The 14,656-nt window shown below is 69.8% G+C and carries 3 protein-coding genes; all 3 read right to left on the minus strand.

What is annotated here, in order from left to right; genetic code table 11:
* Positions 1-37: 37 nt before the first annotated feature.
* Genes LGM89_RS25615 through LGM89_RS25625 form a run of 3 tightly spaced genes read right to left on the minus strand, consistent with a single transcriptional unit; the run spans position 38 to position 14,648 of the window.
* On the minus strand, positions 38-9,127 hold the full coding sequence (locus tag LGM89_RS25615; protein ID WP_226274340.1) for a non-ribosomal peptide synthetase: 9,090 nt from the start codon (positions 9,125-9,127) through the stop codon (positions 38-40).
* Complete coding sequence (locus LGM89_RS25620; protein ID WP_226274341.1) at positions 9,124-13,044, minus strand: non-ribosomal peptide synthetase; 3,921 nt, start codon at positions 13,042-13,044, stop codon at positions 9,124-9,126. The genes LGM89_RS25615 and LGM89_RS25620 overlap by 4 nt, the downstream gene beginning before the upstream one ends.
* Positions 13,032-14,648, minus strand: a complete 1,617-nt coding sequence (locus LGM89_RS25625; RefSeq protein ID WP_226274342.1) for an MBL fold metallo-hydrolase — start codon at positions 14,646-14,648, stop codon at positions 13,032-13,034. The genes LGM89_RS25620 and LGM89_RS25625 overlap by 13 nt, the downstream gene beginning before the upstream one ends.
* Positions 14,649-14,656: the final 8 nt, after the last annotated feature.

The following is a 14,656-nucleotide window of genomic DNA, read 5'->3' on the forward strand; positions in this document are numbered from 1 at the left end:
GCACGGCGCGCGCCGCTCGAACTCCGGACGATCCGCATCACGTCTTCTCCTCGAGCGCGTCGTCGGCCGTGACCTCGGGCGCGCGCTTCAGGCGCAGGCCGACGCGGGCCCGTGGGCCGGCGGCGGGGGCCTCGCCGGAGAGCGGGATGCGATCGACCGGCGTGGCCGGGTCGCGGCGGAAGACGTCGTGGATCGCGAGCAGTCGATCGCGCATCGCGGCGATGGTCGACGGGCGGAACAGGTGGGTGTTGTAGGTGAACTGGATCAGGTGCCGGCCTTCGCTTTCCACGACCTGGAAGGACAGGTCGAACTTGGCCGTCGTGTCCGCCGGCGAGAGGTCCGTGATGCGCAGGCCGGGCTGCGGCGCCGGCATCGACACGTGGTTCACCTGAATGTCGAAGATCGGAAAATGGCCCGCCGGGGTGCGGATCTTCAGGTCTTCCAGCAACACGTCGAACGGATAGGACGCATGCTCCAGCGCTTGCGCGGAGGCGGTCGCCACGCCGTCGATCACCTCCGCGACGGTCGCGGAGGTCCGCACCGGCACGCGCAGCACGACGGTGTTGAGGTACACGCCGATCTGCGATTCGAGCGGCTCGCTGTCGCGCCCGGCCGACACGCTGCCGATGACGATGTCCTCGCGCCCCGTATAGCGGTGCATCAGCACGCAGAACGACGCCAGCAGCACCGCGTAAAGCGACGTATGGTGCGCGCGGGCCAGCGCGGCGAGTTCCGCCGCGTGCGGCGCCGGCAGTTCGACTTCGAGCGTCTGCCCGGCATGGCCGAGCCGCTCGGGACGCGGGAAGTCGGATGCCAGTTGCAGGCGGGGCAGCGGCGCCGCCAGTTGCGCGAGCCAGTACGCGCGATGCGCGGCGGCACGCGGACCCGCGAGGCTCGCGTTGTGCCACGCGGCGTAGTCGCGATACTGGATCGACAGCGGCGGCAGGTCGTGTCCGGCATACAGCGCATGCAGGTCGTCGGTTAGCACGCGGATCGACCACGCATCCGAGGTCACGTGGTGCATGTTCAGCAGCAGCAGATGCTTCACCGGCGAGAGCCGCACCAGCGTGACGCGAAACAGCGGCCCCGACGCGAGATCGAACGGCTGCTCGCCTGCCGCGCGAATCAGCGCATCGATCGCCTGCGGCCCGGCGTCGTCCGCGAGATCGCGCTGCTCGACCCGGAAACCGGAGGCTTCGCGAGTGAGGATGCGTTGCCGCAACTCGCCTTCGATCATCGCGAACACGGTGCGCAGGCTCTCGTGGCGATCGACCAGCAGGTCGAACGCACGGACGAGGCGCGCCGTGTCGACGGCGCCGTCCAGTTGCAGCGCGCCCGCCATGTTGTACGTGGACGGATCCGCACCGCGGCTGGCGAGCCAGATCCGCTTCTGTGCGCGGGACACCGCGTAGGACGGCTGCGCGGCCAGCGCCGGGATGAACGCGTCGTCGGCGGCGGCGCCGTCGGCCGGCGTGGCAGCCAGCTTCCGCGCGAGCGCGCGCGGCGTCGGCGCATGGAAGATGTCGGCGACCGTGACGTCCCGTTTCAGTTCGCGCCGGATCCGGCTGACCAACTGGATCGCCTTGAGGCTTTGGCCGCCCTGCTCGAAGAAATCGGCGTCGACGCCGTTCGGCCGGCGGCCGAGCACCTCGGCGAAGAGGCGCAGCAGCGCCGCTTCGACCGGCGTGCGCGGTTCGGCCGGCACGCCGTCGGGCACCGACGCGGCATCGGGGAGCGGCAGCGCGGCGCGGTTGACCTTGCCGTTCGGCATGACGGGCAGCGCCGGCAGCAGCATCACGGTGTCGGGCACCATATGCGCCGGCAGCGTGTCGCGCAGTGCGTCGCGCACGCGTGGGGGCGTCCAGCCGGTTCCCGACGCGTAGGCGCACAGGGTCATTTCGGCATCCGACGTTTCCCGGGCGACCACGACGGCGTGGGAGATGCCCGCGAGACCGGTCAGCGCGGCTTCGATTTCCCCGAGCTCGATGCGATAGCCACGGATCTTGACCTGGAAGTCGCGGCGGCCGAAGAAATGGAGCGTGCCATCCGCGTCGAAGCAGCCGACGTCGCCGGTGCGATACAGGCGCGCGCCCGGTTCCGGACTGAACGGATCGTCGCGGAACACCGCCCGGGTGCGGGCTTCGTCGAACAGGTAGCCGCGCCCGACGCCGACGCCGCCGATGCAGATCTCGCCCTTGACGCCGGCCGGGCACGGATTCAGGTCGGCGTCCACGACGTAGAGGCGCAGGTTCTCGATTGGCCGGCCGATCGGAATCGCCGGCCGATCCGGCGCGCGTGTCATGCCGTAATGCGCGACCGAGTCCGACGCTTCGGTCGGCCCGTACGCGTTGATGAGCCGGACCGACGGATTCAGGCGGAACCACGCTTGCGCGGTGGCGGGCTGCAGCGTTTCGCCGATCGTCAGCAGCGTGTCGAGGTGCGGGAAGGCCGGTGCCGCGTGCCGTTCCAGTTCGCCGAGGAAGGTCGCGAGATAGGACGGCACGAATTGCATCGCCGTGATGCGGTCGCGGTGCAGGCTGTCGATCAGGCGTGCGGGCTCGAGGATCACGGCATCGGGGTAGATCACCGTCGTGCCGCCCGATGCCAGCGCCGCGAAGCACTGCCAGACCGAAATATCGGAGCAGTGCGAAGCGGTCTGGGCGACCGCGCTCCGCGCGTCGAGCCCGACCCGGCGCGCCATCGCGAGCACGTGATTGAGCATGCCGCGATGTTCGACCATCGCGCCCTTCGGCTGGCCGGTCGAACCCGACGTGAAGATCACGTAGGCGAGGTCCGCGGGCCGGCAGCGCGGCGTCGGCGCTTCGGCATCCTGATGGGCGGGCAGACGGGCCGGATCGACCAGCGGGATCGACGCCAGCGCCGGCGGCGGCCGGCAGTCCGTGCCGACGATGATGGCCGGCCGGGCCAGCGTCAGCAGGGTCTCGACCCGCTGGGCCGGATAGGCCGGATCGACCGGAACGTACGCCGCGCCGCACTTCCAGATCGCCAGGATCGTTTCCAGCATCAGCGGCGAGCGCGGCATCCAGACGGCGATCCGGTCGTCCGTCTGCAGCGTCGCCATGTGCAGAAGCTGCGCGGCGATCCGGTTCGCGCCTTCGACGAGCGCCCGATAGGTGCGAACCTCCGGGCCGTAGCGCACCGCGATGCGCTCCGGGTGCGCGGCGGCGACGGCCTCGATCAGTTCGGGCAGCGTCCGGTCGGCCGGAACCGGCGCGAACGTGTCGTTCCAGCCGAGCAGGATCGCGTCCCGCTCGGCGCCCGTGAGCAGCGCAACGCTGCGGTTCGGCCGATCGTCCGCGCCGGCCAGGCCGGTGAGCAGGGTCTCGACATGGCGCAGCAGGCGGACGATCGTGTCGCGATCGAACCGGCCGTCGTCGTACAGCACCTGCAGCGACAGGCGCTTGCCCGGCGTCACGACCAGCGTCAGCGGGTAATTGTTCGGATCGGACACCTGGAAGGCGCCGATCCGCAGGCCGGGCAGCGCATCGGCCAGCGCTTCTTCCACCGGATAGTTCTGGAAGATCAGCAGGCTGTCGAAGAGCGGCACGCCGGGCGGCAGGCCGGCGAATTTCTGGATGTCGGCCAGCGGATAGTGCGCATAGTCTTCCTGCTGCGCGAGATCCAGCTGCAATTGCGCCAGCCACGCGGACGTCGGGCGCGCGTCGATGCGCACCCGCACCGGCAGCGTGTTGATGAACAGCCCGACCATTTCGTCCGACGCCGGCAGCGACGCCGGACGACCGGACACGATCGTGCCGAACACGACGTCCGATTCGTCGCTGTAGCGGCTCAGCAATTGCGCCCACGCGCCCTGCGCGAGTGTATTCAGGGTGAGGCGGCGGGTTTGCGCGAACGCGACGAGCCGTTGCGTGGCGCTTTCGGAGAGCAGCAGCGCCTCTTCCACGTACGCGCCCGGCGCGGCCGTGCCGTCGAGTTCGGGGCGGCCCAGCACGAGCGGCGTCGTCGCCGGGAAATCGGCGAGCTTCGTCTTCCAGAAACGTTCCGCGGCGGCGGCGTCCTGGCGCGCCAGCCAGCGCACGTAATCGGCGAAGGCGGGCGGCGTGTCCCGCTGCGGCGCGCCTTCGGCCGGCGGCGCCTGATAGGCGGCGGCCACTTCGCTCAGGAGGCGGGCGGAGCTCCATCCGTCGAGCAGGATGTGGTGATGGCTCCAGTGGAAGCGCCACGCGTGCTCGCCCACGCGGAACAGCGCGAGCCGCATCAGCGGCGCGCGGGCAAAGTCGAAGCCGCGCGCCCGGTCCTGCGCCACGTAGGCGTCCCAGCGCTGCTCGGCCTCCGCGGCGGACGCCGCGCGCAGATCCTCTTCATGCCACGGCAAGTCGACACGGCGATGCACGACCTGCACGGGGCTTTCGATGTCTTCCCAGTGAAACGCGGTGCGCAGGATGTCGTGCCGGTGCGCCACGGTATCCCACGCGCGGCGGAACCGTTCGACGTCGAGCGCCCCGTCGATCCGGAAATTCAGGCTGCTGAAGTACGCATCCGACGCGGGTTCGTACAGGCTGTGGAACAGCATGCCCTGCTGGGTCGGTGTCAGCGGGTAGACGTCGGCGACCTCGTCCGGCCGCACCGACGCCGGCGCCTGCGGCAAGCCGGTCGCGGGCCGGGACGAGGCGGACGGGACGGCATGGCCGGCGACCAGGGATTCGAGCGCCGCGATGTAGGCGTGCGCGACGCGCAGGATGGTGTCCGCGTCGTGGCAGGCCCGGCTGAATTCCCACGCCACGTGCAGGCGGTTGCCGGTCACGTACGCGTTGATGTCGAGCAGGTGCTCGCGCCGCTGGGTCGCGTGGCGGCCGTCCCCGCTCGGCTCCGCGGCCTGTTTCCAGTCGCGTGCGGCGGCGAACAGCTGGTCGGTCTGCCCCAGGTAGTTGAACTGCAGTCGCGGCTGCGGAAGCGGGCCGTCGAGCCGGTCTTGCAGCAGGCCGCAGGTGATGCCCGCATTCGGCACCGCGCGCAGTCGCGCCTTGACCGATGCGACCAGGCCGGCCGGATCGTGCGAACCGGCATCGACCGTCAGCACGACCGGGAACACGGACGTGAACCACCCCACCGTGCGCGAGATGTCGAGGTCGTCGATCAGTTCCTCGCGCCCGTGCGCTTCGAGATCCAGCAGGACGTCGGCGCATCCGCTCCAGTCGCTGACGGCCCGCGCGAGCGCGGCGAGCAGCACGTCGTTGATCTGTGCGTCGTACGCGCGGGGCGCGGCGCCCAGCAACGCCGTCGTCGCGGCTTCGCCGAGCTCGACCACGATCGTTTCGGCGGACGCCACGGTATTGGCGTCGGCAGGCGCATCGCGATCGAGCGGCAGGCCCGGCAGCGCGGAACGCGCCAGCGCCTGCCAGTGAGCGAGGTCGGCGTCGGCGGCGCCGGAATCGGCCCAGGTCGAGATCGCCCGGGTCCAGTCGGTCCAGGTGGCGCTGCCGCCCGCGAATTCGGGCGCCTTGCCGTGGCGCAGGCGGGTATAGGCGTCGTACACGGTTTCGAGCAGCGCGCCCCACGACACGCCGTCGACCACCAGATGATGGGCGACCAGCAGCAGGCGGAGCGAACGGCCTGCGTCCAGGCGGAACAGGTCGGCGCGCACGACGGGGCCGTCCGCGAGATTCAGGCTCGCATGCGCTTGCGCGACGTGCTGCGCGAGCTGATCGCGCGCGATGTCGGACACGACGACGGGGACTTCCGGATCGTCGACGACTTCCTGGCTCCAGCCGGACGCGCCTGCGCGAAAGCGCAGCCGCAGCGCGTCATGCCATTTGACCGCGTGCCGCAGCGCCTGGCGCAGCAGGACCGGATCGACATCCGCCGGCACGTCGAGCAGGACCGCCTGGTTGTACTGGTTCGGGTCGTCCTGGTGCTGCGCGAAGAAACGCTTCTGGATGGGCGTCAGCGGCAGCGGGCCGGACGACGCGACGAACGTCGCCGCGCCGACCGTGCCGCGTGTGGCCACGGCGGCGAGTTCGGCCACCGTCGGATGCTGGAAGATGAGCCGGGTGGTGAGCTTCAGGCCCGCCTTCGCGGCCAGCGACACGATGCGCATACTCAGGATCGAATCGCCGCCCAGCGCGAACAGGTTGTCGTGGATGCCGGGCGACGGAATGCCCAGCGCCTCGCCCCAGATGCGGCACAGCAGCGTCTCGGTAGGCGTGCGCGGCGGCGTCGGCGCGTGCGCGGTGGCGGCGAGTCGCGCGCGGTCCAGCGGCGGCAGCGCCTTGCGGTCGATCTTGCCGTTGCCGCTCAGCGGCAGCGCGTCGAGCACCACGTAGATGCCGGGCACCATGTAGTCCGGCAGCGTGGCGGACAGCGCGGCGGCGATCGCGGCGTCGCTCAGCGACGCGCCGTCGCGGAACGCGACATACGCGCACAGCGCGGCGCGGCCGGCCTCGTCGCGATAGTCGAGCGCGGCCGCCTGGCGGATTTCCGGAATGGCGGCCAGCGCGTTGTCGATCTCCCCGAGCTCGATGCGGTAGCCGCGGATCTTCAACTGGTGGTCCTGGCGGCCGTGGAGCACGATCGTTCCATCGGGCAGGTAGCAGCCGATGTCGCGGGTGCGGTACAGGCGGACCCCGCGCACCGGATGGAACGGATCCTCGACGAACGCGTCCCGCGTGGCGGCCTCGTCGTTCAGATAGCCGCGGCCGACGGCGACGCCGGACACGCACAGCTCGCCGGGAATCCCGATCGGGCACAGGTTCATCTGCGGGTCGACGACGTAGAGGCGCACGTTGCGGATCGGCTTGCCGACCGGTACGTAAGGCGTGACCGGCGCGCACGTCATGCGGTGCTGCGCGACGTCGTCGGACGCTTCGGCCGGGCCGTACGCGTTCACCAGCGGAATCGCCGGGAACACGTCGAACCACTGTTTCACCAGGGCCGGGCTGACCATCTCGCCGGTGACGAGCAGGTGTCGCAGGTGCCGCAGCAGCGCCGGCTGTTCCGATGCACGGTCGAGCACGGCGGACAGATAGGACGGCACCAGTTCGAGGATGCTGATCTGGGTGGTGTCCAGGTACGCGACGAAACGCGCGGGATCGCGAATGCATTCGTCGTCGACGATCACGGTCTTGCCGCCGACGAGCGGCGCCGTGAAAAATTGCCAGACCGAAATATCGAAGCAATGCGGCGCGGTTTGCGCGATCACCGAATGCGCCGAGATCGAGAACTCGTCGATCTCGGCGAGCATGTGATTCAGCATGCCGGCGTGCTCGACCATCGCCCCTTTGGGCTTGCCGGTGGAGCCGGACGTGTAGATCACGTACGCGAGGCTGTCGGGCGACACGGGGCGGCCGGGATTGGTGTCGTTGTCGATATCGGTGACGGCGTCGAGCGACACGACCGGCGCGATCGCGGCCAGCTCCGGAGGGAGGAGCCCGTCGCAGGTGATCACGAGGGCGGCGCCGGAATCCTCGAGGATGGTGCGGATGCGCGCCGCCGGATAGTCGGGGTCGATCGGAATATAGGCGGCGCCGCATTTCCAGACGGCGAGGATCGCCTCCATCAGCTGGGCGGACCGGTGCATGCAGATTGCGACCAGCGCGTCCGGCCCCAGCTCGGCCGCGGCCAGCAGGCGGTGCGCGATGCGGTTGGCGCGCGCGTTCAGTTCGCCCGCGCTCAGGACGCTATCGCGGTACTCGACCGCCGGCCGCTCGGGGTGGTCCGCGGCGGCCTGCTCCAGGCGATGCACCACGGTGAGCGCGGCGTCGAACGGCACGGCGGTGTCGTTGAAGGTCTCCAGCAACTGCCGGCGTTCGGCCTCGGGCAAGATCGGCACGCGGCCGAGCAGCCGGTTCGGCTCGGCCGCGAACGCGTCGAGCGTCGCCGCCACGTGGCCCAGCATCCGCTGCATCGTGTCTTCGTCGAAGCGCCGCGGGTCGAACGACAGTTCCATCTTCCAGTCGTCGCGCGCCGTCACCACGAATTCGAGCGGAATGTCGGCGCGGTTGTAGAGCTGCACCTCGTCGACCGCCAGCCCGTGCGCGCCATGCGTGAGCGACGCGTCGAGCGGGTAATTCATGAACGTGATGTTGCTCTCGAACAGCGGCGTCGACGGCGGCACTTCGCTGCAGCGCTGAATGTCGGGCAACGGGGTGTGCTCGAACGGCGCACGGGCGGCCACGCGCGCCTGGATCATCTTCAGCCACGGCACCAGCGGCTGCCTCGGGTCGACCCGCACCCGCACCGGCACCGTATTGATGAACAGGCCGAGCATGGTTTCGATCCCCGGCAGAGGGGCGCCGCGCCCGGACACGACGGCGCCGAACACCACGTCGGTCTCCCCGCTGTAACGCGACAGCACGAGCGCCCAGGCCGCTTGCGCGAGCGTATTGAGGGTGACGTGATGGCGGGCCGCGAATTGCCGCAGGCGCGCGCTCAGGTCGGCCGACAGGTCGGCCTGCACTTGCGCGAGGCCCTGGCCGAAGCGCTCGCCCGCGTCCGCGCGTGCGGCCGTGGGCAGCGGGGTCGGCGAGCGGAACCCTTCGAGATAGCGCGTCCAGTATTGCTGCGCGGCTTGCGGCTCGTGCTGCTGCAGCCACTGGATGTAGTCGCGATAGGGGCGCACCGGCGGGAGCGCCGGCGGCACGCCGCGCGCGAGCGCGCCGTACACCTGGAAAATCTCGTCGATGACGAGCGACAGGCACCAGCCATCGGCCAGGATGTGATGGTGGCTCCAGCTGAACAGGTAGGCGTCGGCGGCCACGCGCACCAGGCGACAGCGCACGAGCGGCGCGCGATCGAGCGCGAAGCCCTCGGCCAGGTCGCTTTCGAGGTGCGCTTGCCACCGCGTGCGCTGCTCGTGTTCCGGCAGGTCGCGCCAGTCGTCCTGCCCCCACGGCAGCGTGGCGTGCGCGTGCACGACCTGCATGGGCGTGTCGAACTCCTCCCAATGGAACGACGTACGCATCACCGGATGCCGATCGATGAGCTGCTGCCATGCGGCATGAAACCGCGCGGTGTCGAGGCTGCCGGTGATCCGGCAGCTAAGCTGGTTGAAGCTGCTTCTCGCGCCGGGCTCGTGCACGGCATGAAAGAGCATCCCCGCCTGCATCGGGGAGAGCGCGTAGATATCGGCAATGGTCGGGGATGTCACGATTTGATCCTTGAGACGAGGGCGTCCAGCGCTGCCTGGCTGATGCGCGCGGCCGGAAAATCCGACGGGCTCAGCGCGCGCGGGCCGTCGCCGCTGGCCGCGACGATCGACAGCAGACGGCTGCGGTAGCACTGCGTCAGCTGCTCGATGACATCGGGTGCGCAGGCCTCGCGGTTGTAGTGCCAGGTCAGGCGCAGGCGGCCGTCGAACACCATCCCGTCGATCTCGAACGGATGGCCGCGACGCGCGCGCGGGCTGTGCTCGGGGCTCTGGAAGTCGAGCACCGGCTTCCAGCCCGTGTCGTCGGCCAGCACGCGATCGACCTGGCCGAGATAGTTGAAGCGCACCGGCGCCGGCGGCTGCCGTTCCAGCGCGGCCGCGATGCCGGCGTCGCGGCCGAGGTAGCGGGCGATGCCGTAGCCGAGCCCGCGCATCGGGACCGCGCGCAGTTGCTCCTTGACGTGGCGCAGCGCGTCGACCGCCACGGTGGCGTCGCCGGCGTTGAGGAACACCGGATAGTGGGTGGTGAACCAGCCGATCGTGCGCGACGTATCGACGCCGTCGAAGAGGGCCTCGCGGCCGTGGCCTTCGAGATCGACGACCAGCGATGCGTTGCCGGTCCAGTCGCCGAACGCGAGCAGCAGGGCCGTCAGCAGCACTTCGTTGATCTGCGTGTTGAACGCGCGCGGCACGTCCTGCAACAGCGCGAGCGTCTGCTGGGCGTCGAACTCGACGACCGTCGAGCCGGCTTGGGCGCGGGTGCCGACCGGCATGTCGTCGAAGCACGCCGGCTCGCCGGTGTTCCCGTGGAGCCAGTAGTCGAGCCCCAGTCCGTCGAGCGCGGTCGCGCCGAGTTCGGACAGGCGCGTCGACCAGTCGCGCCACGCCGTCGTCCTGGCCGGGAGCTGCACCGCTTCGCCCGCTTCGAGCTGGCGGCACGCGGTGTACAGGTCTTCGAACAGGATGCGCCACGAGACGCCGTCGATCACCAGGTGATGCGCGACCACGAGCAGGCGCTGCGGCGCGTCGGGGCCGAACCGGAACAGGTGCGCGCGCAGCAGCGGCGGCGCCGACAGCGTGAAGCTTCCCTGTATGGCGGTGGCGGTCGCGAGCATCGCGGCCTCACGCGCGGCAGGCGCCGCGTCCGCCAGCGACGTGACGCCGAGCGGAACGGCCAGCGGCGGCGCCGCATGCGCTTGCTGCCACGCACCGGCGACGCGCTCGAAACTCAGCCGCAGCGCGTCGTGATGCGTCGTGACGGCCGCGAGCGCGCGCTCGATCGTGTCCGGCCGCAGCGACGCGGGCACCTCGATCATCGTCGACTGGTTGTAGTGGTGCGGATCGGCGACGTCCTGCGCGAAGAACCAGTGCTGGATCGGCGTCAGCGGGGCGGGGCCGACCACCGGCTCCTGCGCGATCCGCAGCGACGGCGCCTCCGTCGCGACCCGGGCAAGCTCGGCGATGGTCGGATGCGCGAAGAACTGGTCGGCGGTGAACTTGAGCCCGACCTGCTGGGCCAGCGACATCACCTGGATGATCAGGATCGAGTCGCCGCCCAGCTCGAAGAAATTGTCGTGCACGCCGATCGGCTCGCGGCCCAGCACGTCGGACCAGATCCTGCCCAGGCGCGCCTCGACGTCATTGGCCGGTGCGACGTACGCGGCTTCGCTCGGCACGGGCGCCAGTTCCAGCGCGGCGAGCGCGTTGCGGTCGGGCTTGCCGTTCGGCGTCAGCGGCAGGCGCTCGAGCGTCACGATCGACGCCGGCACCATGAACTCGGGCAGACGCTCCTTCAGGTGTTCCCGCAGGCTGGCGACGCTGGCCGCAGCCGTCGCGACGCAGGCCACCAGCTGCCTGTGCTGCGGCGCGTCCTCGCGCACGAACACGATCGCATCGGCGACGCCGGCGTGCTGCCTCAGCGCCGCCTCGATCTCGCCCGTTTCGATCCGGTAGCCGCGAATCTTCACCTGCGTGTCGCGCCGGCCGGTGACTTCCAGGTTGCCGTCGGGCAGCCAGACGCCGAGGTCGCCGGTGCGATAGAGGCGCGCGCCCGCCTTGAACGGATGGTCGACGAACGCGGCGGCCGTCAGGTCGTCCCGGCCGACATAGCCGCGCGCCAGTGCGATGCCGGACACGCAGATCTCGCCCGTGCAGCCCTCGGGGGCCAGCCCGCCGTGTTCGTCGAGCAGGTACAGGTGCGTATTGCGGATCGGGCGGCCCACCGGCAGGCGGGCCCCGTAGGCGACGGCCGGGTCGACCACGTAGTCCGCGATGCACACGGTTGCCTCGGTCGGGCCGTACGAGTTGTGGCACGTGCGGGTCCGGGCCAGCTCGCGCAGATCCGCCACGCGGGCGTTGTCGCCCGCGCTGATGACGCGGGTCACGGTGCCGAGCGCTTGCCAGTCGAGCGCGGCGAGATAGGCCGGCGTCGCGTTGATCGTGGTGACGCCCTGCTGCGCGAGGTAGTCGACGAAACGCGGGACGTCCCGGATCATGGCGGGCTTTGCCAGCACCAGGCGCGCGCCCGCGAGCAGCGTGACGAAGATCTCCATGATCGAGCCGTCGAAGCCCGGGGAGTAGAACTGCACGAAGCGGTCGGCCGCATCGAAACCGAATGCGTCCACATGGTACCGAGCCATGTTCAGGAGCCCTGCGTGTTCGAGCACGACGCCCTTGGGCACGCCCGTGGAGCCGGACGTGTAGATGATGTACGCCGCATCGTCCGGCCGGACCTCGACCGGCGCCGATGCCGACGCGGGTGCCAGCGTGTCGAGCTGGAAGTCGAGCGCGAACATCGGGATCGCCCAGAAGTCGGCGAGCAACGGCAGGTGTTCCGAGTGCGTCAGCAGCGCCTTGACCTTCGCATCCTCGATCATGAAGCGCAGCCGCTCCCGCGGAAATTCCGGGTCGAGCGGCAGATACACCGCGCCCGCCTTGAGCGCGCCGAGCAGGCCGACGATCCAGCGCTCGGAGCGATCGGCCACCACGCCCACCACGTCGCCGCGTTCGATCGCGTATTCCGCGAGCAGGAAGCTCGCCAGCCGGGACGCCTGGTCGTCGAGTTCGGCATAGGTCAGCGACGCGTCGGCGGTCACCACCGCGACGCTGTCCGGCGCGGCCGCGACCCGTTGCGCGAACTGTTCCAGGAAGGTGCCCTCTACCGCGACGGGCGCTGCCTGCGAACGCAGGCGCGCGCGCTCGTCGTCGTCGAGCAGCGAGACGGTGTCGAGCGGCGCGTCCAGTGCGCCGAAGCCGGCCACGACGTTGTGCAGGTGCCGCGCGAGATGCTGCAGATAATGCAGCGTGAACACCGTCGGCCGGCCCGTCAGCACGATCTCGTAGCGCTCGCGATGGCGGATCTCGATCGACAGGTCGTGGTCGGCCGACGCCCAGGCTTCGTGAAGGCCGTCGAAGCGCACGCCGACGTTGGTCGCGCGCCGTTCGCCATGCAGCTTGTGCGCGAGGGCGGCGATCGGGAAATCCTGGTACGAATAGCTGCGCTGCACCGCGTCGCGCAACTGGTTCAGGTACGCGCGAACCGAGGGGCCGGGCGCGCCGGCGTCGAGCAGCGGGACGGGCTCGGCGGCGCCGCTCGCGGGTCCGGCGATCAGGGGCGGCGACGTCACGAACAGGCCGGCCGCACCGTCGTAGCGCCCCAGCACGCGGAACAGCGCGGCCAGCAGCACGACGAACGCACCCAGCGCGTTGCCGGCTGCCAGCCTCTCCAGCACCGGCGCCGCGTCGCCGTCGAGCGCGAACGTCAGGGTCGGCTCGGGGCCGAGCGGCAGCGCATACGCCTGCCACGCCTGCTGAAGGCGGAAATCTTCGTCGAGGCGGCCGAGCGCGTCGGTCCAGAACGCCACGTGTTCCTGGTATTGCCCGCTCGTCGAGAGCGCGTTGAGATTCAGTTCTGACAAAGCACGATCTCCCTCTTCGCGTACAGGATTTCGGACGCGATGCCCTTGGCCCGGCAGTGCGCGACGAACTGGGTGGACTGGATGTGGCTGGGCGAGTTTTCGTCGAAGGTGTTGTCGAGGAGGTGGTTCAGCCACGGCTCCTGACCCATCGCATAGACATACGCCGCGTTGAACGCGAAATCGTCCACCAGCGCGGCGGCCTCGCCGAACTGGCAGCCCCGCGCCCGGCGCGACTGGTCGATGTCGCGCGGCAGCGCCTTCGGAAACAGCGGGCCATAGACCCACGACGGCGGCGCGCCCTCGGTTTCCATCCCGACGAACAGTGTGTCCGGCTTGCCGGCGAGGCGGAACACATGCTCGTAGAGGCGCGGGTCCAGGTTGCACGAATCGGCGATGCACAGCACCGAGCGCGAGCCGAAGCGGATCATGAAGCTCTGCTTGCTGTGGATCGCCAGGTCGTTGTGTTCGCCCATGAACGGAATGGCGGTGATGGCGCCGCCGGGCAGCTTGATTTCCTGCGCATCCCGAACTTCCAGCACGTCGTGGAAGCCGAGCTTGCGCAACGCCAGTTCCATCGACGGATCTTGCGGAAAGCCGTCGAGATTGCGGCCGACCACCACGGTCTTGACCTTGTGGCGAAGCTGCAGCAGCGTCTCGAGGACGATGTGATCGTGATGGCTGTGCGTGATCAGCACGTAGTCGATCTGGTCCGGCAGGTCGGCGAACGTGTAGCGCGGCAGCGCGGTGTCGTAGCCGTAGCTGATCACCGGATCGATCAGGATGCTCACGCCGCGGCTCTGGATCAGCACGCACGCGTGGCCGTAGTAGCGGATGCGGATGTCGTCGCCGTCGAACGAACGATCCGGTTTCGGCGCCGGCGCCTCCTCGGTGAAGAACGAGCGGAACAGCGGCTCGTCCTGCTCCGCCACGCGCATCAGGTCGACGATCTTCGCGTAGCTGCCGGGCGTGTCGCGCATGCGGAACAGCGTGTCGAGCGCGCGGTCGTCGAACGCCATGTTGCAGAACACCGTGCGATCGTCGCGGAGCCGGGGCGTGCTGAGGATGAACGGCCGCGGCGTGTGCTCCTCGATCGCCGACAGCGCGATGCTCTGCGCATCGCGCGCATAGAACGGGCTCGCGTACAGCAGGCTTTCGAACACCCGGAAGGACGGGTTGTGGTTCAGGTCGTAGTAGATCTCGACATAGCCCTTCAACACCTCCGGAATCTCGGGGTAGAGCGGGTCCGACGCCATCCCCGTGGCCTGTTCCAGCAGCAGCGTGGAGAACGCCTTGTAGGCCTTCGCCAGTTCCAGTTGCCGGGTCGCGCGCTGGGTGGTCTGCTCGATCAGCGCGCGGATTTCATCGACGCGCTGGCCGCCCAGGTCGAGGAACGGCCCGCCGCGCATCGCGGGGTCCTTGCAGGCCGCCGCATGCATCATCGGCGATGCGGCATAGGACTTCAGCAGCGGCAGGAACCGTTCGGCCACGTTGAGGGCGGCGGTCAACGGCGGCAGCGTGTGATACCACGCGTACCAGCTGTTGATCAGCGGTTCGAACTGGATGTTGTGTCGCAGGTAGACCTGCGTGCTCGACGAAATGGTCAACGAAGGCT

Source organism: Burkholderia sp. AU31624 (assembly GCF_020420065.1).
GTDB lineage: Bacteria > Pseudomonadota > Gammaproteobacteria > Burkholderiales > Burkholderiaceae > Burkholderia.